Consider the following 21,597-nt stretch of genomic DNA (forward strand, 5'->3'; position numbering starts at 1 on the left):
ATCACGCTTTGTCTGTGTGAATATCGGCCCGGCACGTGCGCTCTCGCATCACAACGGCCGACGCCTTGAACGATCCTTTGCCCGAGACCATCGCCGCCGAACGGCTGCGCCAGCACCTCGAAGAAATCGCGCGCGAGCGCGACAATGCCTATCGTGCGCTCCAGGAGCGCGAGGCCGAGCTTGCGCGCATCCAGCGCATCGGCAGAGTCGGCGGGCTCGAGGTCGACTTCCGCGAAGGCTTCAAGAACCGCCGCTCGCCTGAATATCTGATGATCCACGGGCTGCCGGCCGAGGCCGCCGACGAGACCCATGAAGACTGGGTCAGCCGCATCCATCCTGACGACCGCGACGCCACCGTCAAACATTTCTTCGATGCGCTGGCCGGCGCCAGCGAGGACTATACCGCCGAATATCGCATCATCCGCCCCAGCGACGGCCAGACCCGCTGGATACGCGTCGTGGCAAAAATCGAGCGCGACGCTGATGGCCGCGCCATCCGCCTCGTCGGCGCCCATATCGACATCACCGACCAGGCGCTCGCGCGCGAGACCCTGCGCGAGAGTGAAGAACGTTTTCGGCTGATCGCCGACAGCGCGCCGGTGCCGATCTGGGTGACGAAGCTCGACCGCACACGCTCCTTCGCCAATCAGGCCTATGTCGATTTCGTCGGCCTGCCCTACGAGCAGGCCATCGCGTTCGACTGGCGCAAGGTGCTGCATCCCGATGACCTGCCGCATGTGTTGCAGCAATCCGTGCAGGGCGAAGCTTCGCTCAAACCGTTCATGCTGGAGGCGCGCTACAAGAATGCCGCCGGCGAATGGCGCTGGCTGCGCTCGGAATCGCAGCCACGCTGGGATCCGACCGGCAAGCATATCGGCTTCATCGGCGTCGCCCACGACATCACCGTCGCCAAACAGGCCGAGATCGAGCTGCGCAAGCTCAACGAGACGCTGGAAGAGCGCATCGCCGAACGCACCGCCGAGCTCGAATCCAACGAGGCAAGGCTGCGCGCGATCCTGGCGACCAGCAACCAGTACCAGGGCCTGGTCAACCTCGAGGGCGAATTGCTCTACGCCAACACTACCGCACTCGACGGCATCAAGGCGCGCAGTGAGGATGTGATCGGCAAGCCGTTCTGGGAAACGCCCTGGTTCACGGGCACAGACGGCATGAGCGCCGCCGTACGCGAGGCCTTCGAGACCGTGTTGAAAGGCCAGCCTGTGCGTATGGAGATGCGGCTGCGGCTACCGATCGGCGAGCGCGATTTCGAGTTCGGCATGCGCCCGGTGCTCGATCGCCACGGCAACATCACCGGCGCGGTGCCCGAGGCCGTCGACATCACCGAGCGCCGCCGCGGCGAGGAAGCGCTGCGGCAGTCGCAGAAGATGGAAGCCATCGGCCAGCTCACCGGCGGCGTCGCGCACGATTTCAACAATCTCCTCACCATCATCCGCTCGGCGACCGACTTCCTGCGCCGCCGCGAGCTGCCGGAAGAGCGCCGTCGCCGCTATGTCGACGCCATCTCCGATACCGTCGAGCGCGCCTCGAAGCTGACCGCCCAACTGCTGGCGTTCGCGCGTAGGCAGCCCCTGAAGCCGCAGATCTTCAACGTCGGCAGCCAGGTCGAAAGCGTGGCGCAGCTGGTACGCCCGCTGGTCGGCGGCCGCATCGAGATCGTGGTCGAGATCGACGATGCCGACTGCTTTACCGTCGCTGACATCGCGCAGTTCGAGACTGCGCTGATCAACCTCGCCATCAATGCCCGCGACGCCATGGATGGCGAAGGCCGCCTCACCATTTCGGTCCGCAAGGTCCGGGGCATCCCGAACCTGCGGGCGCAATCGGCGCGCAGCGGCGACTATGTCGCGATCTCGGTCGCCGATACCGGCAGCGGCATCGCGCCCGAAAACATCGATGCCATCTTCGAGCCGTTCTTCACCACCAAGGAGGTCGGCAAAGGCACCGGCCTCGGCCTCAGCCAGGCCTTCGGCTTCGCCAAGCAGTCCGAGGGCGACATCGCGGTCACGAGCACAGAAGGCCAAGGGGCGACCTTCACCATCTACCTGCCGCAGGCGCAGAGTCCCGTCGCCGAGAAGGAAGCCGCAGCGCTCACCAGTGAAGCCACCACCGGCCGCGGCTATCGCGTGCTCGTGGTCGAGGACAATGACGATGTAGGCCAGTTCTCGACCGAGCTTTTGGAAGACCTCGGCTATGTCACCCGCCGCGTCGCCAACGCCAATGCGGCGCTGGCCATCCTCGGCGAGAACGAATTCGCGGTCGATCTGGTGTTCTCCGACGTCATCATGCCCGGCATGAACGGCGTTGAGCTCGCCGGCATCATCCGCGAGCGCTATCCGGGCCTGCCCGTCGTCCTCACCTCCGGCTACAGCAACGTGCTCGCGGAAAACGCCCATCGCGGCTTCGAGCTGATCCAGAAGCCGTATTCGGTGGAATCGCTCTCGCGTATCCTGCGCAAGGCCATCACCGAGAAACTGTCGGTGGCGCGCTAAGGATCTTCTTTTATGAAACCCGCCCTCCTCTCCGCCTGGCAGACCTGGGCGCTCCTCTCCGCCTGCTTCGCCGCATTAACCGCGATTTTCGCCAAGATCGGGGTCGAGAACATCAATCCGGATCTGGCGACGTTCATCCGCACCATCGTGGTCCTGCTCGCCTTCTCGATGCTGCTGTTCGTCACCGGGCAGTTCGTTGTGCCATTCGCGGTCTCCGCGAAAACATGGCTCTTCCTGGTGCTCTCAGGGCTAGCGACCGGCGCGTCATGGCTGTGCTATTTCCGGGCGCTCAAGCTCGGGCCCGCCACGTTGGTGGCACCGATCGACAAGCTCAGCGTCGTTCTCGTTGCTCTGTTCGCCTTCGCCTTTCTCGGCGAGCGGCCGACAGCGCAGGGCTGGATCGGCATCACCATGATCGGCGCTGGCGCGGTGCTGCTGGCGGTCAAGTTTTGATGAGCCCTACGTGATCAGGGGAACTCGGCAGTTAGCATGAAGGTTGCTGCCGGAGCCGTAGGAAGCCTTGATCGAGACACCGATGTCGAGCCAATATCCCGATCAGGCAAAGCGAGCCGGCCGCGCGCTGGATGCGGCCAACTTCTTCCTCGCCGACGTTCGCGACGGGCTCGGACCTTATCTGGCCGTCTATCTTCTTACCGAGCAGCACTGGGACGAAGCGCGCATCGGCGTGGTCATGTCGATCGCCACCATCGCCGGCATCGTGGCGCAGACGCCGGCCGGCGCGCTGGTCGATGCGATCAGGCCAAAGCGCCTGGTGATGGCGCTGGCTGCCGTCATGGTAACACTCGCCTCGCTGTCGCTACCCTTGTTTCCGACCTTCCTGCCGGTCGCGGTCTCGCAAGGCATTGCGCAGGCGGCCGCCGTGATTTTTCCGCCGGCAATTGCCGCGGTCTCGCTCGGCATATTTGGTCACGCGGCCTTCACCCGACGAATCGGCCGCAACGAGACGTTTAATCATGCCGGCAATGCCGTCGCCGCAGGACTCGCGGGCGTGTCCGCCTATTGGTTCGGTCCGACCGTGGTGTTCTATTTGCTCGGCGCCATGGCAGTCGCGAGTTTCGTCAGCATCCTCGCGATCCCCGAAGCCGCTATCGATCACGATCTGGCCCGTGGCCTGCACGGCGCCGAGAGCAGCCGCGAACACGAGCAGCCCACCGGCCTCGGCGTGCTCCTGAGCTGTCGGCCCCTGCTCGTCTTCGCGATCTGCACGGCGCTTTTTCACCTCTCCAACGCGGCAATGCTGCCGCTGGTCGGGCAGAAGCTGGCGCTGCAGGACAAGAACATGGGCACCAGCCTGATGTCGGCCTGCATCGTCGCGGCGCAATTGGTGATGGTGCCGTTTGCGATGCTGGTCGGCGCCAAGGCCGATCGCTGGGGCCACAAGCGATTCTTCCTCGCTGCGCTCCTGATCCTGCCGATCCGAGCCGCGCTCTATACGCTGGCGGATAATCCGTTCTGGCTGGTCGGCGTGCAGCTGCTCGATGGCGTCGGCGCCGGCATTTTCGGCGCGATCTTCCCCGTGATCGTCGCCGACCTCATGCGCAACACCGGACGCTTCAACGTCGCACAAGGCGCCGTGATCACTGCCCAGAGCATCGGCGCCGCCCTCTCGACGACGCTGGCAGGCTTCGTCGTCGTCGGGGCGGGCTACAGCGCGGCCTTCATCGGCCTCGGTGCGGTTGCCGCGATCGGTGCCGTGATCTGCCTCCTCGCCCTCCCCGAGACGCGACAAGTCGGAGATGACGGTCGCCGCGCGCGGGGGAAGACAGCGGCGTCGGCTTCCGCTATCGCTGCCGAATGACCCATTCCATCGCAAGGACTGAACGTGCCGTCTGACGCCATCTGGGCCTGGAGCATCATCGTCGCCACGACTGCCGGCGTCATCATCCGCCCTTTTCGCCTACCCGAGGCGATCTGGGCCGTGCTTGGCGCGGCCCTGCTGGTGTTGCTCGGCTTCCTGCCCTGGCGGGATGCGCTCACGGGAATCGATAAGGGCGTTGACGTCTACCTCTTCCTGATCGGCATGATGCTGATCGCCGAACTGGCGCGACTCGAGGGCCTGTTCGATTATCTGGCGGCGTTCGCTGTCGAACATGCACATGCTTCGCCGCAACGGCTGTTCCTGCTGATCTACCTCGTCGGCACGCTCGTCACCGTGCTGCTCTCGAACGACGCCACCGCGATCGTGCTGACGCCCGCCGTCTATGCGGCAACGCGCGCGGCCGGCGCGAAACCGCTGCCCTATCTGTTCGTCTGCGCCTTCATCGCCAATGCCGCCAGCTTCGTGCTGCCGATCTCGAACCCCGCCAATCTCGTCGTGTTCGGCGCACGCATGCCGCAACTCGGTGAATGGCTGCGCCTGTTCGCCCTGCCCTCAGTGGCCTCGATTGTGCTGACCTACCTCGTGCTGCGTCTGACCCAGCATCGCGCGCTCAAGGAAGAGAGCATCGCCCGCAGCGTGCCGCATTCAAAGCTCGGCCGCGGCGGCAAGCTCACGGCCGTCGGCATCGTCGCCATCGGTCTCGTGCTGGTCACGGCATCGGCACTCGACAAGCAATTGGGCCTGCCGACCTTCATTTGCGGCGTGGTCACGGCCGCCATCGTGCTGCTGATCAGCCGTCAATCGCCCTTGCCTGTGCTGCGCGGTGTCTCCTGGAGCGTGCTGCCGCTGGTCGGCGGCCTGTTCGTGATGGTGGAGGCGCTGGTGAAGACCGGCGTGATCGGACAGCTCAGCGCGCTGCTGCATCAAGCGGTCGCGCAATCGGTCCCGCAAGCGGGCTGGAGCGTCGGGATCGCCACCGCGATCGCCGACAACATCGCCAACAACCTGCCGGTCGGGCTCGTCGCCGGCTCGGTCGCCGCGAGCGATCATCTGCCGGCATCTGTCGTCAGCGCTATTCTGATCGGCGTCGATCTCGGGCCCAATCTGTCGGTCACTGGCTCGCTTGCGACCATTCTCTGGCTGGTGGCGCTGCGGCGGGAGAAGATCGAGGTCGGCGCCTGGCCGTTTCTCAAGCTTGGCCTCTTGGTCACACCACCTGCGCTGATTGCCGCGCTCGCGGCGGCCATCCGGTAATCGCGGGCTGTTTGCGGCGCATCAATGTGGCCGGCAGGCGGGGGCCTATACTTCATTTCGTCGCGCAGCCTCTATCGGGCGCGGCGAGGAGATTCATCATGCAGATCCAGTCAAAGGCATTGCCGCAAAGTTTTTCGCTGCGTCGCTCGATCCAGGGTTTCGCCCCGGCAAGTGACGGCTCTCACCCGATGCTCGTCGTTACGGTCGTCGTGCTGCTGGCGCTGCTCGCCATCGTGCAGATCGACCTGCACAGCGCGCAGCTTCAGGCGATGGGCTTGCTTGGCCAGGCTGCCACCGGAATCGATCCGGTGTTCCTGGGCCCGTAGGTTCGGACAACCCGATCGCAGCCACGGCTGCCGCGATCGGGTCACCCATGCGCTAGTCGTTCTCGTAGCCGTAGACCTCCGGCAGGATGAAGATTGCCGCAAGCAATCCGATCAGCGGGAAGATGGCGACGAACAGCGTGGCGTTGGCCTGCCCGATCGCGGCGAACAGCGACGGGAACAGGAAGATCGCCAGGAACGACGGCAGCTTCACGAACATGTAGGCGAAGCCGCTGGCGGTGCCGCGGTATTTCGGTTTGGCGACCATGGTCGGGATCGTCATGCAGTTCGACGCATCCCAGTAATGCCCCCACAGCATGGCGGCGGCCGCGAACGGCAGCAGCATCTTGTTGTCGGTGTAGAGCGCGAAGGCCGCGACCAAGAGTGATGCCAGCACAATCGAGAAGCCGGCAATGGCAATGCCGCGATGGCCGATCTTGGGCGTCAGGAGCGGACCGACCCAGCCCGAGACCGCCGCAAAGCAGAACAGCGCCATCGTCACCAGATTGTTGCCGAGCACGCTCGACACGCCGACCATCACGAACAACACCGGCAGATAGAACGCGAAGGTCGAGAACTCGCTGCCTTGCGCAAAGCAGGCGATCCAGCCGTAGATCGTGGCGCGCCAGCGGATCGGATCCTTCTTGAGATCGGCGAGGAAGGCACGGGTCGAGACCTTGGGCACGACCTGGTCCTGGTCCGGCAGCATGGCGAGATCATCGTTGAACATCTCGCGCGCGACCTGCTTGGCCTCGCGGAAGCGGCCCTTCTGCACCAGCCACACCGCCGTCTCCGGCACGTCGTGGCGCATGATCAGGATGATCAGCGCCGGCACCGCACCGAGGCCGAGCGTCACGCGCCACAGCGTCTCGTGATGGATGTCGAGCAGCAGGAAGATCACGATGACGCCGATGGTCAGCACCTCGCCGACGGCGAACATGAACTGCCACCGGTTGCCCATGACCTCGCGCTCACCCTTGGCCATGGATTCCATGATGTAGGTGTAGCCGGTCGAGATGTCCGAGCCGAGCGGAATGCCGAGCAGGAAGCGGATCACGACCAGCCAGGTAACGTTGGGAACGAAGGCCTGCGCCAGTGCCAGCACGATGAACATCACCATCGTCACCAGGAACATCACGCGGCGGCCGATCTTGTCGGACAGCCAGCCGCCCAGCAGCGCGCCGATCAGCGCACCGCCCTGCGTGCCAGCCGCGGCAAGGCCGAGCATGAGGGGATCGGGATTGTACTGCTCCTTGATGAAGATCAGCACGAAGGCGATCGAATAGAGGTCCCAGGCCTCGACCAGGATCGAGGCCATCATCAGCCAGCCGACCTTGCTGCCCTTGGGACTGTAATTGGTGATGAGGTAGCGGACCGCGGCTTCGCTCGCGGTCGGTTGTGGCAGGGCCATCGTTGACATGTTTGGTCCTCTCTTCAGAATATCTTACGCGCCGAGCAGCGGCTCGATGCTGCAATCAAGCAGGCGGGGATCAATCCCCGCCTCCATGCCCGTGAACATCTCGTCCATGTAGTCGATCAGGGCGTCGCTCGCCTTCACGGCATCCTCGACGCGGCGGTTCGCGACCGCGTTGAGAATACTGAGATGGTGATCGATCGTTCCTGACAGATCGGCCTGCCCCGGCATGAAGCGGTGGTGGATGTAGCCGATGCGGCGATACAGGGTGTGCAGCGGCCGCAATGTATGCACCAGGAACGGCTCACCCGCCGCTTCCAGCACCAGCGCGTCGATGCGCCGGTCGATGCTGTTGAATTCGTCGAGACTCAACGTGGCGCGGCGCTCGCGCAGCACCCGCTCGATGTGCAGCGCCTGATTGCGATGCGAGAGGCTGGCACGATCGGCCGCGAGGCGAATGACAAAACGCTCCATATCGCGGCGCAGGCCGAGCAGCATGCGCTCGCGCGCGAGATCAATCGGCGCGATATGCAGGCCGTGGCGCGGACGGATGATGATGAGCGTGTCGGCGGAGAGCCTGTTAACGGCGTGGTGCACCGGCGTGCGCCCGAAGCCCGTGATCTGCTGCAGCTCCAGCATGGTCATGAACTGACCGGGCTTGAGCTCGCAATGAACCAGCAGCTCCTCGATCTTCTGATAGGCCAGCTCGAAGAAATTGAGACGATTGCGCCGCGAGGGCCTGCCCTCGCCGTCGTCGTCTGATCTCACCACCTCGAGCGCGCGCTTGCGCCGTGCCATGTCGTCCTCTCCTGTCAGCCCGCGCTCTCGTTGCTGGGTGGCGCCCTATTTGTGGCACTCTTAAAACATGTTGTGATATATTACAAGCGAGCGTAAGACTCGCATCGGCCCGCAACATGTTGCGGTGCAAAAATCGACAACAAGGCGCGCGCACCGCGCCTGCGATGGGAGCAAAGGCCGTGAAGATCACGTCGATCGAGACGCTGCGAACCGAGGAATTCTCCAATGTCATCTGGGTGCGCGTTCACACAGATACGGGTTTGATCGGCCTCGGCGAGACGTTCTACGGTGCCGGCGCAGTTGAAGCACAAATCCACGACACCTTTGCCGGCCGCCTGCTCGGCCGCAATCCGCTCCACATCGAAGCCATCCATCGCGACATGCTGAACCTGCCTATGGCGCAGTCCTCGACGGGTGTCGAATACCGCGCTGCATCCGCCATCGACATCGCGCTGTGGGACCTGTTCGGCAAGGTCTGCGGCCAGCCGGTGCACCAGATGCTGGGCGGCCTCTGCCGCGACAAGCAGCGCATCTACAACACCTGCGCCGGCACGCAATATGTCCGCTCCACCAACATCAGCCCGGTCTCGAACTGGAATCTCGGGGCGTCCAAAGGGCCTTACGAAGACCTCGACGGCTTCATGAACCGCGCCGACGCGCTCGCCGAAAGCCTGCTGGAGAGCGGCATTAGCGCGATGAAGATCTGGCCGTTCGATCCCGCGGCCCAGGAGAACAAAGGCCTCTACATCACCGCTGCTCAAATGAAGCAGGCGATCGAGCCGTTCGAGAAGATCCGCAAGGCCGTCGGCGACAAGATGGAGATCATGGTCGAGCTCCATTCGTTGTGGAATCTGCCGACCGCCAAACAGATCGCCCGCGCTCTCGAGCCCTACAAGCCGACCTGGTACGAAGACCCGATCCGTATGAACTCGCCGCAGGCGCTGGCCGAATATGCCCGCTCGACCGACGTCTGGGTCTGCGCCAGCGAGACGCTGGGCTCGCGCTTCCCCTACAAGGACATGCTCGACCGCGACGCCATGCACGTGGTGATGGCGGATCTGTGCTGGACCGGCGGCCTCACCGAAGGCCGCAAGATCGCGGCGATGGCGGAGACCTATCACCGGCCCTTCGCGCCGCATGATTGCATCGGCCCGATCGGCTTCATCGCCGCCATCCACATGTCGTTCAGCCAACCCAACACGCTGATCCAGGAATCGGTGCGCGCCTTCTACAAGGGCTGGTACAATGAGCTCGTCACCACGATGCCCGTGATCAAGGACGGTTATGTCTTCCCGATGGAAGGTCCCGGCCTTGGCGTCGACCTTCTGCCCGCCGTATTCGAGCGCTCCGATCTGATCGTGCGCCGCTCCAACGCTTGAGGATCTTTTGAAATGAGCACCGCCCTCTTCGACCTTTCCGGCCGCACCGCGCTCGTGACCGGCTCCTCCCGCGGGCTCGGCCGCGCAATCGCCGAAGGTCTGGCCAAGGCCGGCGCAAAAATCATCATCAATGGCGTCGACCCTAAGCGCGTCGAGCAGGCCGTCGCCGAGTTTCGCGCCGCCGGCCATCAGGCCGAAGGCGCCGCGTTCAACGTCACCGACGAGCCCGCGATCGTCGCGGCCTTCAACGACTTCGACAAGAAGGGCATCGCCGTCGACATCCTCGTCAACAATGCCGGCATCCAGCATCGCAAGCCGCTGGTGGAATTCACCACCGACGAATGGCGCAAGGTGATCGAGACCGATCTCACCAGCGCGTTCGTGATCGGCCGCGAGGCCGGCAAGCGCATGATCCCGCGCAAGCACGGCAAGATCATCAATATCGGCTCGCTCGGCAGCGAACTGGCGCGCCCGACGATCGCGCCCTACACCGCGGCCAAGGGCGGCATCAAGAATCTGACCCGCTCGATGGCGGTGGAATGGGCGCAGCACGGCATCCAGGCCAACGCGATCGGCCCGGGCTACATGCTGACCGACATGAACGAGGCGCTGGTCAACAACACCGAATTCAACAATTGGCTGATGGGCCGCATCCCCTCCAAGCGCTGGGGCAAGCCGGACGAACTGGTGGGCGCGGCGATCTTCCTGGCGTCGGATGCCTCGACCTACGTCAACGGACAGATCATCTATGTCGATGGCGGCATGATCGCCGCGATGTGATCGCTAACACCAGGGAACGAGACCATGCGCGCCGTCGTCATTCACGCCCCCAAGGATCTGCGGATCGACCCTTATCCTGATCCGGCGCCTGGTCCGGGCGAGGTCCGCGTCAAGATCGCCAACGGCGGCATCTGCGGCTCCGACCTGCATTACTACCATCACGGCGGTTTCGGCGTGGTCCGAATCCAGCAGCCGATGGCGTTGGGGCATGAGATCGCCGGCGTGGTCGCGGCGGTTGGTGACGGGGTTACCAGCGTAAAGGCTGGCACGCGCATTGCGGTCAATCCGAGCAAGCCGTGCGGCCAGTGTCTGCATTGCCAGGAAGGCATGCGCAACCAGTGCCTCGACATGCGCTTCCTCGGCAGCGCGATGCGCTTTCCCCATGTGCAGGGCGGCTTCCGCGAGTTCATCACGGTCGATGCCACACAGGCCGTGCCGATTGCCGACAAACTGTCGCTGGCGGAAGCCGCCGTCGCCGAGCCGCTCGCCGTTTGCTTGCATGCCGGCAAGCAGGCCGGCCCCTTGCTCGGCAAGCGCGTGCTGATCACCGGCTGCGGTCCGATCGGCGCCCTGATGATCCTGGTCTCGCGCTTCGGCGGTGCGTCCGAGATCGTGGTGACCGATATCGCCGAGGCGCCGCTCGCGGTAGCCAGGAAGCTCGGCGCAAGACATGCCATCAATGTCACGACCGATGCCGCCGCGCTCGATCCCTGGCGCGCCGGCAAGGGCGTGTTCGACACGCTGTTCGAAGCCTCTGGTAACCAGGCGGCGCTCCGCACCGCGCTCGACGTGCTCCGCCCCGGCGCAACACTGGTACAGCTCGGCCTCGGCGGCGAGATGACGCTGCCGATCAATTCCATCGTCGCCAAGGAATTTCAGCTCCGCGGCACCTTCCGCTTCGATCCCGAATTCGAGCTCGCGGTGCGGTTGATGGGCGAAGGCCTGATCGACGTCAAACCGTTGATCACGGCCACCATGCCGTTCGATAACGCGGTCGCCGCGTTTGAACTCGCCAGCGACCGCTCGCAGTCAATGAAGGTGCAGCTGACGTTCTAACGCGGCGCCAGCGCGCCCATGATTTCGCGAGAGACGAACATCTCGGCGCGTTCCCACGATTCGTCGTTGTCGCCGCGGAAGGTGTAGAGCTTGTCCATCACGACCGTCCTGGCGCCGACGTCGATCACGGCGACCTTGGCCCATTGCACCAGCGTGCTCGTCTTCTGGATGCCGCCGATAACCTTGAAGGCCGCGCCATCCTGCACCGACGGCGCAAGCCGGTAGCGCGGATCGGCGGCGATGTCTCGCCGGAGCGCAACCATGAAGGCCTGGAGCCGTCGCTCATGGGCGGCTCTCTGGTCGGCCGGCTCGGCCGAGGTATCGGTGTAACTGAAGTCGTCGAGAGCAATTGCGGTGGTGTCAGCGGCGGCGGCCCGGCCATTCAGCCCGGCGCCGACAAGAACAACGAACGACAGCAACGAAAGAGTACGGCGCATCGTGGGCCTCGCATGACGGACGCCGTACGCTAGCCGGACGCTTCGCGCACCGCAGCCGTTACCGTCCCGGCCGAGACCGGGAAAATTTCACGACGTTGCACTGCGGCAAGCGTGCCGCTTTGCGCGGCAAGCGTTCTGCCCTTTAATGCGGGCAGCGACAATTCCGTTCGCTTCAGGTGCCGCCGATGTGGAACCGCGAAAGATTCGATCTCAAGGTCCGCCTGACCTTGCGCGTGGCCGCCATTTCGGCGGCCTGCTTCGCTGCGATATCAGCCTACTTCCTCATCACGACCGACCGCGCGGCGCACGCGCGCATCGACGGCATCGCGGCCATTGTGGCGAAGACCCTGGAGCTGCAGCAGGGCAAGGTGCTGTGGACCGCAAGCCCCCGCTCCGACTTCCCGAACCTCGACCCCGTATCGGCATATGTGATGACACCGGGCCTGTGCCTCGCCTTCCGCGGGCCGAGCGGCGACATGCTCCAGCGCTTCTGTAGCGGCGCGCCTGTCGCGGAGGACCCGCCCCCGCAGATCTTCACGGCATTTTACCGTGGTCTGTTCGATCCCGGCCGCGAGGCCGCGCGGCCCGTGATCCTGCGCGGAACGAAGCTGGGCGACGCCGTCGTCTCGATCGACCCTGCGGTGCAGACGGCGGAGGCTTGGCACGAGGCCGGCCGTCTGATGCTGGCGCTCACCATCGCCCTGCCGCTGTTGTGCGTGCTGGTCTATGCCGCGCTGGCGCGCGCGCTGCGCCCGACACGGATGATCCGTTCCGGGCTCGAGCAGATTGCCGCTGGCGATCTCACCGCCCGGCTGCCGCCGTTCGATCTCGCCGAGCTTTCCGCGGTTCGCGATGTCTTCAACCATCTCGCCGAGAGCCTCGATACCGCGCTCGCAGAACGCGCCGAGTTGACGCGGAAACTGATCGCGCTCCAGGACGAGGAGCGCCGCCATCTGGCCCGCGAGCTGCACGACGAATTCGGGCAGTCATTGGCCGCGATCCGAGCGCTCGCCTCCTCCGCCCGCCAGACTGCCGCGCAGGACTGCCCCTCCCTACTCGGCGAATGCGACGGCATCGCGCGCACCGCGACAGGCATGATGGAGACGCTGCGCGGCGCCCTATTCCGGCTGCGCCCGCCCGATATAGAGGAGCTCGGCCTCGTTGCCAGTCTCGAAGGTCTGGTGGCGGGGTGGAACGGGCGCAGCCGCGGCGAGACCCGCATTACGATCCGCTTCGACGGCACGTTCGAGACCCTGCCGGCCACGATCAGCGCCAACATCTACCGCATCGTGCAGGAAGCGCTCACCAACGCCGCCAAGCATGCCGGTGCCACCAGGGTCAATCTCGAACTCGCGATGCATGCCGACGAAATCGCGCTCGCGATCGACGATGACGGACGCTCGCACGATCCGGCCGCGAAATCCGGCATGGGCCTGCTCGGCATGCGCGAACGCGTCGCGGCCCTGCGCGGGCGATTGAGGTTCGAGGCCGGTCCCAACGGCGGTTCGGCGCTGCGCGTCGTCATTCCGCTCGCAGCCGCCACGCCCCACGCGCTGGAGCACGCGGCATGACCGCGACCATCCTGCTGGTCGACGACCATTCGGTTGTTCGCGAAGGCTATCGGTCCGTGCTCCAGAAGCAGCCGGGCTTGCGCGTCATCGCCGAAGCTGGCGACGGCGCAGAAGCCTACCGTCTGTACAAATCCGAGGCCCCCGACCTCGTTATCATGGATCTCAGCATGCCCGGCATTGGTGGCGTCGAAGCCGTCAGGCGTATCCGGCAATGGGACAAGGCGGCAAAGATCCTCGTCTTCACGATGCATGAGAATGCCGGTTTCGCCATGCAGGCGATCCGTGCCGGTGCGCGAGGCTATGTCACCAAGACCAGCCCGCCCGAGACCTTGGTGCGCGCGGTGATGGACGTGCTCGCCGGCAAGATCGCCATTAGCCCGGACATCGACCACGAACTGGCGCTGAGCCGGATCAGCGGCGAAAGCTCAGCCGCCGACGTGCTCACGCCGCGCGAATTCGAGGTGCTGCGGCTGCTGCTCGCCGAAAACACGACGGAAGAGATCGCCGAGACGCTGCACGTCAGCCCGAAGACGGTGGCAAATCTGCACTCGCTGATCAAGGACAAGCTCGGCGTCGGCTCCGACATCGAGCTCGTCCGGCTGGCGCTGCGTCAGGGAATTTTGACGCAGCTCGATCTCGGCGAGGCCTGATCGCCTGCATTACGGCGCAAGCTTGGCGCCATCGGGCGCGAACGCCTCCACCGTGTCGCCGATCCTGAACGACATCATGTCGCGCCCAACCAGCAGCGGCCCGCTGTAGACCGTCCGCGTGCGGTCGATGAGCGGCTGCTCGGGAATATCAGGTCCTGGCTTCACCGTGCCGAACACGATGTGGGAATAGACCGCAAGCTTGGGCTTGGCTGATGCGAAGATGCGGCCCGCCTCCTCGGGCGAAGTGTGATGGGCCTGGATGTCCTTGTAGACAGAATTCTTGACCAGCAGCTCCGGCTCGATGACCGCGACTTCGTGAATCAACAGATCCGCTCCTTCGGCCGCCTTGGCGATGCGCTCGTCGTATTTCGTGTCGCCCGAGAGCACGACCTTGTGACCATCATACTCGACGACATAGCCGAACGACGGCTTGATCTTCTCGCCGTGATTGACCTCGATCGCGGTGACCTTGACGCCGTTGTTGTCGTACACCAGACCCGGCTCGATATCCTTGGCCGCGAATTCGACGGTCTTTGGATCAAGATGCTCGTCATCAATGCGGATGCGGATGTCGTCGGCGAAAGCTTTGGTCAGGTTCTGCGTCATTGCGACGGTGCCCTTCGGCCCGAACAGCTTCATCGGTGCCTTGCGCGAGGCCCAAGGCGTAGCGAGCCAGCCGGTCAGCCACATATCTGGAAGCCCGACGATGTGGTCGGAATGCAGATGCGTGAGGAAGCTGGCGGTAATCGCTCCGAGGGGAATCTTCAGCTTGTAGAGCTGCATGGTCGAGCCGCGGCCGAGATCGAACAGCAGTTTTTCGTTCCCCGCTTCCACCAGAGTCGAGGCGCTGAAGCTGGTCGGTCGCGGCGTCGGCACGCCGGTGCCGAGCAGCGTCACCTTGACCGGTTCGGCCGAGGCGGCCGTGCCGAACGCGAGCAGCAAAAGGGCTGCCCTCAGGAGCGTTTTGAGCATATCGTCGTTTCCTTGGGTATCAGCTTCCCGCGGCGTGACCGCGGATCATTCGCGCGCGATCACTTGGTCCAGCCACGCGCAGTTCAGCGGTGGCACGCGCGGATCGGGGACGCGAACGCCTCTGGCCGCAGCATCGAGCCGCATGTCGCGCAGGCGCTTGCGCTGCTCTTCAGGCATCGAGAGACGCTCGTGTCCCCACAGCGACGGGCCGTCGAACGTCTCGTGCGGCTGCCACGTCTCGGGATCAATCACGCGCCCACCCCAGCCATATTCGATGAAGAAGCCGGACGGCGTGTTCACGTAGAACGAGGTCATGTGGTCGTTGGTGTGCCGGCCGAGCGTGTAGGCAATGCGGCCATCTTCCAGCTGCGCGAGATCGTAGCCCTGCCCGACATCATCGAGGCTGCCGAGCTCGACCATGAAGTGATGCATCGCCTTGCGGCCCGAACCCACCATCGCAAAGGAATGGTGGCGACCGTTGACGTGGAAGAAATAGAGCCCGTATGGCTTCAGGCCGAAATCGGAGACGTGAAAGCCGAGCACATCGCGATAGAACGGCAACAGCGGCTCGACGTCCTCCACATTGAGCACGACATGGCCCATGCCGAGCGCCCCGGTGCGAAATCCCGAGATCGGGCGCCCCGGCTTGAACGGCTCGGTCGCAAGGTCGGGCTTGCAGAAGGCCTCCAGCCGGTTGCCGGCGGGGTCCGCGAAGATGATCAGCTCGGAGACGTGCCGCTCGTCGGCCAGCGCCCGTGAGCCGCGCGTCACCTTCACACCATGCCCCTCCAGCCGTCCGGCGAGCTGGTCAAGCTCGGTCGACGAAGGCACTTCCCAACCCATCACCGCAAGGCCGGCATCGCTGCTGCCGTCGACGATCAGGCGCTGCTTGCGATCGTCCATGCGGAAGGCGCGCATCTTGCCGCCGCGATCGACCTGCTGCATGCCGAGCAGCCCGGTCGCCATCCGGCCCCACTGATCGAGTTGCGCCGAATTGATGCCGATATAGCCGAGCGCAGTGATTTCCATCGATGTCCTCCCGGAGGCATCGCGCTCGCCGCAGTATGGGCGAACTTGATACCGGTCGCGCGCGCTCTTACGATGGTGTCTCGCAATCGCTTCGCGTTCGCAAGGACGATAGTAGCGAGGCTGGCGGCCACAAGGGAGGAAATACGAAGTGTCCAAGGAGCGGACGCGGACCGGAAAGCCCCGACAGTCGGAGGGCGTTCGCGCCTTCAAGCGCGGGCTGGACGTGCTGCAGGAGGTCAACCGCTCCGGCGGCATCCGCGCAGGCGACGTTGCCCGCGCGCTCGACCTGCCCCGCCCGACCGTCTATCGTCTGCTCGAAACGCTGGAGGAGCTCGGCTATGTCGCCCGCAGCGCCAGCGACGATCGCTTTCGCGTCACCCGGCTCGCCCTCAGCCTAGGCGATGGCTACGACCCCGGCGTGGTGATCTGCCAGGCCGCCGCGCCTCATCTTGCCGAGCTCAGCAAGAGCCTGGTCTGGCCGGTCGATCTCTCCACTTACGAGAACGCCGCGATGGTCGTGCAGGAGACCACCCATTCGCGCAGCCCGCTCTCGATCGACCGCGGCATGATCGGCAAACGCCTGCCGATGCTCCGGACCTCCGCCGGCCGCGCCTATCTCGCCGCCTGCCCAGCGCGCGAGCGCGACCTCATCGTCAGCCATCTCCGCCGCATCGACGAGGCCGACGACCGCCCTTTTCTCGACCAGGGCCGCTTCGATCAGATGATCGCGGAAACGCAGGCGCGCGGTTATGCCATCCGCAACGAGGGCGAATATAATCCAAAGACGGCTTCGATCGCAGTGCCGATTGTTCGCGATGGAACCGTGTTCGGCTGCATCTCGATCATCTGGATCCGGTCAGCGCTGCGGATCGAGGAAGCCACGGCGCAATTCGTCCGTCAGCTTCAGGAGGCGGCGGCGGCCATTCCAGTCGAGGCATAGGAGACCGTCCGCTGGGCGGACACTTCTGCCGGCGGCGTTGATGCTGCCGCGCTTGATGGGGAAGAGATAGCCCCATGCAAGATAAATCCGCCTATGAAGAGTTTGATGTCGTGATCGTCGGCCGCGGCCCGGTCGGCGTCACACTCGCCAATCTGCTCGGCCTGTGCGGCGTGCGGACGCTGGTGCTGGAGCGCGAGGCGCGGACCTATCATCTGCCCCGCGCGGTGCATTTTGACGACGAATGCATGCGCGTGTTCCAGACCATCGGACTTGCCGATGCGATCCTGCCGCACGTCATCCTCAGCCCCGGCATGCTGTTCCTCGACGCCGCCGGCAAGCTGCTGCTGGACTGGTCGCGGCCGCAGACCCCGACGCCGATGGGCTGGAATCTGAGCTATCGCTTCCACCAGCCCGATCTCGAGGACGTGCTGATTTCCGGCCTCGCGCGCTGGCCGCACGTCACCTTGCGCAACCGCTGCGACGTGTTCGCGCTGGATCAGGACGAGACCGGCGTGCGCGTCCGCTACGAGGATCTCTCCAACGGCAAGCCCAGCGAAGTCCGCGCCCATTATGTGATCGGCTGCGATGGCGCACGGTCTCTGGTTCGCCGCTTCATCGGCTCCGCCATGGACGACCTCGGCTTCCACGAGCGCTGGCTGGTCATCGACGTCCTCCTCAAGCGCGCGCGCGACGATCTCGGTGACTACAGCCTCCAGCATTGCGATTCCAGCCGGCCGGCGACTTATGTCCGCGGCACCGGCACGCGCCGGCGCTGGGAGATCACGGTTCTCCCGGACGAAGATTCGAATGACGTCGCACAGCCCAGCAAGGTCTGGGAATTGTTGTCGCGCTGGATCACGCCTCAGGATGCCGAGCTCGAGCGCGCGGCGGTCTACACATTTCATTCCGCGATCGCGGAGCACTGGCGCAGCGGCCGGCTGCTGCTCGCTGGCGATTCCGCGCATCAAACCCCGCCCTTCCTCGGCCAGGGCATGTGCGCCGGCATCCGCGATGCTGCCAATCTCGCTTGGAAGCTGGCCGCGATCATTCGCGGCGACGCCACGGCTGGCCTGCTCGACACCTACCAGAGCGAACGGCTGCCGCACGTGCGCGAGTTCATCGAGCTCGCCATTCGCCTCGGCGGTGTCATCAATACCAAGGCGATCGAGGCCGGCCTCGCCGCCGGAGAGGCGCGCGAGAATGCGCCGGTCAAACTCGACGTCAAGAAGCCCCTGCTCGGCCCCGGGCTCGCGCTCGGCGACCTGCCCCTCGCCGGACATCTCGCGCCACAGTTCGTGCTGAAGGACGGCAACCGCAGCGATGACCGGATCGGCTACAGCCATGTCCTACTCGCGGACAGCGCAGGGCGTCCCGGTCTCTCGCAGGCGGGGATCAATATTCTCACCAGCGACGATGCCGAAGGTGTCGGGTCCTGGTTGCACGAGCATGGCCTCATCGCGGCGCTGGTTCGCCCCGACCGCTACATCCGCGCCACCGCCCGCAACGATGCCGAGCTCGACCGGCTCATCGCCGCCATCACGCCACCCACCCAGGTGCCGTCCGCGGCCTGACCGAACGTCTCTTAAGGATATCCAATGAAGCTGCTTTCTTTCATCGCCAACGGTCATGCCTCCTTCGGCGCCGTCAAGGACAATGGCGTCGTCGATCTCGGCACCCGCATGGCGCCCTGCACCACGCTGCGGCAATTGCTCGAAACCGGTCGCATGGCCGAGGCCGCTAGGCTAGTCGCATCCACGGCCCCCGATCATCCGCTCGAAGCGATCAGCTTTGCGCCCGTCATCCCCGACCCCGGCAAGATCATCTGCGTCGGTCTCAACTATCGCGACCACGTCGCCGAGACGGGGCGTACCGTCACCGAAAAGCCGGCACTGTTCGTCCGCTTTCCATGTAGCCAGGTCGGCCATCTCCAGCCGATCGTGAAGCCTGATGTGAGCGACGATTTCGACTATGAGGGTGAGCTCGCACTCGTCATCCGCAAGCAGGGCCGCCACATACCTGCGAGCCGCGCGCTCGACCATATCGCCGGCTATGCCTGCTATAACGAAGGCAGCATTCGCGACTGGCAGCGCCACACCAGCCAGTTCCTCTCCGGCAAGACCTTTGCGGAGAGCGGCAGCTTCGGCCCGTGGCTGGTGACATCAGACGAGATCCCCGATCCCTCGAAGCTGACCTTGCAGACGCGCCTCAACGGCACGGTCGTGCAGGACACCACGACCGATCTGCTGATCACAGGCATCCCCGACCTCATCGCCTACATCTCGACGATCTGCCCGCTCGTGCCGGGCGACGTCATCGTCACGGGTACGCCCGGCGGCGTCGGCGCCAAGCGCACACCGCCTCTATGGATGCGCCCCGGCGACACCGTCGAGGTCGAAATCTCCGGCATCGGAACGCTTCGAAACAAGGTCATCGCCGAGGCAGCCTGACCCACTGCGACCATCGACCAATCATAAAAATCAGGAAACGCCATGGCCATCATCCGCACCACGTCCACCGCCATCCTGCTGATCACGCTGGCGCTCGCCGGCACAGCCCGCGCCGAAATCAAGGGCGACGCCATTCGCATCGGCGTGCTCACCGACATGAACGGCATTTTCGCAACCGCGATGGGGCCCGGTTCGGTCGAAGCGGCACAGATGGCGGCGGAGGAGTTTGGCGGCAGGATCAACGGCAAGCCGATCGAAATCCTGCAGGCCGATCACCAGAACAAGCCGGACCTGGCGGCTTCCCTCGCGCGAAAATGGTTCAGCGACGGCGTGCAGGCGATCGCGGACGGCGGCAGTTCCGGCGCGGCGCTCGCGGTGCAGGAACTGGTGCGCGGCAACGGCAAGATCTTCCTGGTCTCCGGCGCAGGCGCCAATCAGCTTACCGACGAGGCCTGCGCGCCCTCGAGCGTACAGTGGACGCAAGACGCCTATTCGACCGCGACAGCCGTGGTGTCCGGCGTGATGCAGACCAGCAAGGAGCCGTGGTTCTTCATCACCGGCGACTATGCTTTCGGCCATTCGATCGAAGCGACCGCACGTGATCGTATCGCGGCGCTCGGCGGCAAGGTCGCCGGCAGCGTCAAGGCCCAGCTCGGCACGCCCGACTATTCATCGTTCCTGCTCCAGGCGCAGTCCTCGGGCGCCAAGATCCTCGCGATCAACGTCGCCGGCGACAACGCCACCGCCATCAAGCAGGCGGAGGAGTTCGGCCTCGCCGAGCAGGGCATGAAGATCGTGCCGATGTCGTTCCAGAACGTCGACATCGAGGCCGTTGGCCTGAAGGCGACGCGCGGCGACCTCATCGTCACTTCGTTCTTCGAAGATGTTTCCCCGGCCGCCCGAAAGTTTTCTGATGCGTTCTACGAGCGCCGCAAGGCGATGCCGTCGCAGATTCAGGCCGGCGTCTATTCCGCCGTGCGCCATTATCTGCAGGCCGTCAAGGACAGCGACTCCGACGACAGCGCGACCGTGATGGCGAAGATGAAGGCGACACCGGTCTCGGACGCCTATACGACGAGCGGCCGCATCCGCGAGGACCAACGCATGGTGCACGACCTCTATCTGGTTCAGGTCAAGACACCGCAGGAATCCAAAGGCCCGTGGGACTTCGTCAAGCTGGTCGCGACCATCCCGCCCGACCAGGCCTTTCGCCCGCTCGACCGCAGCAGGTGCAGCCTGGTCGGAAAATGACCCTCAGGCGAGATAGCGCGTGAGATAGCCTTCCATGGCGTAGAGCGCGCAGAGCGCGAGGCTCGACCAGACGGCGGCGCTGAAATACAGGAACATCCAGGTCAGTTCGCCCTTCCAGTGCGCGATGTCGTGGGTCACCACCCATCGCGTCGAGACGTCATGCAGGCCTTCGAGGAAGCCGAGCAACCTGTTGCCTTCTTCATGCCCTGCCCGCCAGCGGCTGAGATACATCGGCACGTCGACGGTGACGAGGAAGGCGAGGAAGCAGGCGATGCCGACGATGCCTGACATCAATGCCCAGCGCACCACGCCCTGGAATTCCGGCATCAACCGGCACAGCGCGATGCCTGCAAGGAAGAACGTCACCGCCCACAGCGAGTTCTCGATCGCGTTGTACAGGAAGTTGGTCGTCACCACTGCATACCAGGAGAAGCACTCGGCGATGACGATAACAGGCACGATCACGAGCGCGATGTTCACCGCCGTCTCCGCGCCGGTCATCTTGCCGAGTTGATGCAGGATGATCGCCCATTGCGCGGCGAAGCAGACCTCGGCGATGGTCGCAACCGTGCGGCCGACGAACACGCTCGACAGCCAGGTGTCGAACAGGCAGATGCGCTGCACGTCGGCGCGCGGCAGCACCGAGCGGAAGGCACAGCCAAACACGTAGGCTGCGCAGAGCAGGAACATCAGGCCGATGTCCGAGCGGCCCCCGACGCTGCTGGCCACGCTCGGATAGAACTCGCGGTACAGCATGAACCAGACGAGGATATTGGCAGCGCTGACCAGCGTCAGGGACCCCCACCACCACGCGAGGGGATTTGATCGTGCCTGCCACCGCAACATGATGAGCTCCGTGTAATCGACCTGACATCTCGACGTAACAATCCTGTCACAACAAGCCAGGGAATCACGACAAAAATCCGTGCTGTGGATCGTTCCGAAG

19 protein-coding genes and 1 pseudogene are annotated in these 21,597 nt (G+C 64.7%); 14 read left to right on the top strand and 6 right to left on the bottom strand.

The window, feature by feature from the left end; translation table 11 throughout:
• The first annotated feature begins 35 nt into the window (after positions 1 to 35).
• The 5 genes from IF809_RS19280 to IF809_RS19300 all read left to right on the top strand — a co-directional run bounded on the left by IF809_RS19280 (position 36) and on the right by IF809_RS19300 (position 5,930).
• On the top strand, positions 36 to 2,510 hold the full coding sequence (locus IF809_RS19280; RefSeq protein ID WP_462838215.1) for a hybrid sensor histidine kinase/response regulator: 2,475 nt from the start codon (positions 36 to 38) through the stop codon (positions 2,508 to 2,510).
• 12 nt (positions 2,511 to 2,522) lie between these two features.
• Positions 2,523 to 2,963 carry an EamA family transporter gene (locus IF809_RS19285; protein WP_453997312.1) on the top strand — a complete coding sequence of 147 codons (441 nt, stop codon included), beginning with the start codon at positions 2,523 to 2,525 and terminating at the stop codon, positions 2,961 to 2,963.
• Between the two features lie 82 nt (positions 2,964 to 3,045).
• Positions 3,046 to 4,329, top strand: coding sequence for an MFS transporter (locus IF809_RS19290; protein ID WP_462838216.1), 1,284 nt, complete (start codon positions 3,046 to 3,048; stop codon positions 4,327 to 4,329).
• 24 nt (positions 4,330 to 4,353) lie between these two features.
• Positions 4,354 to 5,604, top strand: coding sequence for an arsenic transporter (locus IF809_RS19295; protein ID WP_453997308.1), 1,251 nt, complete (start codon positions 4,354 to 4,356; stop codon positions 5,602 to 5,604).
• A gap of 98 nt (positions 5,605 to 5,702) precedes the next feature.
• Positions 5,703 to 5,930, top strand: coding sequence for a hypothetical protein (locus IF809_RS19300; RefSeq protein ID WP_462838217.1), 228 nt, complete (start codon positions 5,703 to 5,705; stop codon positions 5,928 to 5,930).
• 52 nt (positions 5,931 to 5,982) lie between these two features.
• Here IF809_RS19300 and IF809_RS19305 read toward each other — a convergent pair whose 3' ends face one another.
• Complete coding sequence (locus IF809_RS19305) at positions 5,983 to 7,347, bottom strand: MFS transporter (protein ID WP_453997304.1); 1,365 nt, start codon at positions 7,345 to 7,347, stop codon at positions 5,983 to 5,985.
• 24 nt (positions 7,348 to 7,371) lie between these two features.
• Positions 7,372 to 8,139, bottom strand: coding sequence for a GntR family transcriptional regulator (locus IF809_RS19310; RefSeq protein WP_128966745.1), 768 nt, complete (start codon positions 8,137 to 8,139; stop codon positions 7,372 to 7,374).
• 179 nt (positions 8,140 to 8,318) lie between these two features.
• Between IF809_RS19310 and IF809_RS19315 the strand changes: the two genes are divergently transcribed.
• The 3 genes from IF809_RS19315 to IF809_RS19325 are packed head-to-tail and all read left to right on the top strand — an operon-like array spanning position 8,319 to position 11,354.
• Positions 8,319 to 9,518: a mandelate racemase/muconate lactonizing enzyme family protein gene (locus tag IF809_RS19315; RefSeq protein WP_462838218.1), complete on the top strand. Its 1,200-nt coding sequence runs from the start codon at positions 8,319 to 8,321 to the stop codon at positions 9,516 to 9,518.
• A gap of 12 nt (positions 9,519 to 9,530) precedes the next feature.
• Positions 9,531 to 10,298: an SDR family oxidoreductase gene (locus tag IF809_RS19320; RefSeq protein ID WP_453983436.1), complete on the top strand. Its 768-nt coding sequence runs from the start codon at positions 9,531 to 9,533 to the stop codon at positions 10,296 to 10,298.
• A 24-nt stretch (positions 10,299 to 10,322) separates the two neighbouring features.
• Positions 10,323 to 11,354: an L-idonate 5-dehydrogenase gene (locus IF809_RS19325; protein ID WP_453997297.1), complete on the top strand. Its 1,032-nt coding sequence runs from the start codon at positions 10,323 to 10,325 to the stop codon at positions 11,352 to 11,354.
• Positions 11,355 to 11,359: 5 nt separating this feature from the next.
• Here IF809_RS19325 and IF809_RS19330 read toward each other — a convergent pair.
• Positions 11,360 to 11,791 (bottom strand): annotated as a pseudogene (locus IF809_RS19330) (DUF2380 domain-containing protein); the annotation flags it as partial.
• Positions 11,792 to 11,976: 185 nt separating this feature from the next.
• Between IF809_RS19330 and IF809_RS19335 the strand changes: the two are divergent.
• Positions 11,977 to 13,362 carry a sensor histidine kinase gene (locus IF809_RS19335; RefSeq protein WP_453983434.1) on the top strand — a complete coding sequence of 462 codons (1,386 nt, stop codon included), beginning with the start codon at positions 11,977 to 11,979 and terminating at the stop codon, positions 13,360 to 13,362.
• The gene (locus tag IF809_RS19340; RefSeq protein WP_453997296.1) at positions 13,359 to 14,012 is read left to right on the top strand and encodes a response regulator; all 654 of its coding nucleotides are present in this window, start codon (positions 13,359 to 13,361) and stop codon (positions 14,010 to 14,012) included. Before IF809_RS19335 ends, IF809_RS19340 begins: the two co-directional genes overlap by 4 nt.
• A 9-nt stretch (positions 14,013 to 14,021) precedes the next feature.
• Here IF809_RS19340 and IF809_RS19345 read toward each other — a convergent pair whose 3' ends face one another.
• On the bottom strand, positions 14,022 to 14,984 hold the full coding sequence (locus tag IF809_RS19345) for an MBL fold metallo-hydrolase (protein ID WP_462838219.1): 963 nt from the start codon (positions 14,982 to 14,984) through the stop codon (positions 14,022 to 14,024).
• A 45-nt stretch (positions 14,985 to 15,029) separates the two neighbouring features.
• Positions 15,030 to 16,013, bottom strand: a complete 984-nt coding sequence (locus tag IF809_RS19350) for a VOC family protein (RefSeq protein ID WP_453983431.1) — start codon at positions 16,011 to 16,013, stop codon at positions 15,030 to 15,032.
• A 148-nt stretch (positions 16,014 to 16,161) separates the two neighbouring features.
• Between IF809_RS19350 and IF809_RS19355 the strand changes: the two genes are divergently transcribed.
• The 4 genes from IF809_RS19355 (at position 16,162) to IF809_RS19370 (ending at position 20,651) form a co-directional block, all read left to right on the top strand.
• Complete coding sequence (locus tag IF809_RS19355; RefSeq protein WP_462838220.1) at positions 16,162 to 16,953, top strand: DNA-binding transcriptional regulator; 792 nt, start codon at positions 16,162 to 16,164, stop codon at positions 16,951 to 16,953.
• A 74-nt stretch (positions 16,954 to 17,027) separates the two neighbouring features.
• Positions 17,028 to 18,524, top strand: a complete 1,497-nt coding sequence (gene mhpA, locus IF809_RS19360; RefSeq protein WP_453997292.1) for a bifunctional 3-(3-hydroxy-phenyl)propionate/3-hydroxycinnamic acid hydroxylase MhpA — start codon at positions 17,028 to 17,030, stop codon at positions 18,522 to 18,524.
• Positions 18,525 to 18,548: 24 nt separating this feature from the next.
• Positions 18,549 to 19,400, top strand: coding sequence for a fumarylacetoacetate hydrolase family protein (locus IF809_RS19365; RefSeq protein ID WP_453983429.1), 852 nt, complete (start codon positions 18,549 to 18,551; stop codon positions 19,398 to 19,400).
• 42 nt (positions 19,401 to 19,442) lie between these two features.
• Entirely contained in the window at positions 19,443 to 20,651 is a 1,209-nt protein-coding gene (locus IF809_RS19370) for an ABC transporter substrate-binding protein (RefSeq protein ID WP_462838221.1), read from the top strand.
• Between the two features lie 3 nt (positions 20,652 to 20,654).
• Here IF809_RS19370 and IF809_RS19375 read toward each other — a convergent pair whose 3' ends face one another.
• Positions 20,655 to 21,497, bottom strand: a complete 843-nt coding sequence (locus tag IF809_RS19375; protein WP_453997290.1) for a hypothetical protein — start codon at positions 21,495 to 21,497, stop codon at positions 20,655 to 20,657.
• Positions 21,498 to 21,597 lie beyond the last annotated feature (100 nt).

Source organism: Bradyrhizobium sp. UFLA06-24 (genome assembly GCF_054967145.1).

Bases quoted from the DNA above. Each gene is read 5' to 3' on its own strand.
- IF809_RS19335 (WP_453983434.1), top strand. From the start codon at position 11,977: ATGTGGAACCGCGAAAGATTCGATCTCAAGGTCCGCCTGACCTTGCGC.
- mhpA (WP_453997292.1), top strand. From the start codon at position 17,028: ATGCAAGATAAATCCGCCTATGAAGAGTTTGATGTCGTGATCGTCGGC.
- IF809_RS19370 (WP_462838221.1), top strand. From the start codon at position 19,443: ATGGCCATCATCCGCACCACGTCCACCGCCATCCTGCTGATCACGCTG.
- IF809_RS19310 (WP_128966745.1), bottom strand. From the start codon at position 8,139: ATGGCACGGCGCAAGCGCGCGCTCGAGGTGGTGAGATCAGACGACGAC.
- IF809_RS19300 (WP_462838217.1), top strand. From the start codon at position 5,703: ATGCAGATCCAGTCAAAGGCATTGCCGCAAAGTTTTTCGCTGCGTCGC.
- IF809_RS19365 (WP_453983429.1), top strand. From the start codon at position 18,549: ATGAAGCTGCTTTCTTTCATCGCCAACGGTCATGCCTCCTTCGGCGCC.
- IF809_RS19320 (WP_453983436.1), top strand. From the start codon at position 9,531: ATGAGCACCGCCCTCTTCGACCTTTCCGGCCGCACCGCGCTCGTGACC.
- IF809_RS19325 (WP_453997297.1), top strand. From the start codon at position 10,323: ATGCGCGCCGTCGTCATTCACGCCCCCAAGGATCTGCGGATCGACCCT.
- IF809_RS19305 (WP_453997304.1), bottom strand. From the start codon at position 7,347: ATGTCAACGATGGCCCTGCCACAACCGACCGCGAGCGAAGCCGCGGTC.
- IF809_RS19290 (WP_462838216.1), top strand. From the start codon at position 3,046: ATGTCGAGCCAATATCCCGATCAGGCAAAGCGAGCCGGCCGCGCGCTG.
- IF809_RS19350 (WP_453983431.1), bottom strand. From the start codon at position 16,013: ATGGAAATCACTGCGCTCGGCTATATCGGCATCAATTCGGCGCAACTC.
- IF809_RS19285 (WP_453997312.1), top strand. From the start codon at position 2,523: ATGAAACCCGCCCTCCTCTCCGCCTGGCAGACCTGGGCGCTCCTCTCC.
- IF809_RS19375 (WP_453997290.1), bottom strand. From the start codon at position 21,497: ATGTTGCGGTGGCAGGCACGATCAAATCCCCTCGCGTGGTGGTGGGGG.
- IF809_RS19345 (WP_462838219.1), bottom strand. From the start codon at position 14,984: ATGCTCAAAACGCTCCTGAGGGCAGCCCTTTTGCTGCTCGCGTTCGGC.
- IF809_RS19340 (WP_453997296.1), top strand. From the start codon at position 13,359: ATGACCGCGACCATCCTGCTGGTCGACGACCATTCGGTTGTTCGCGAA.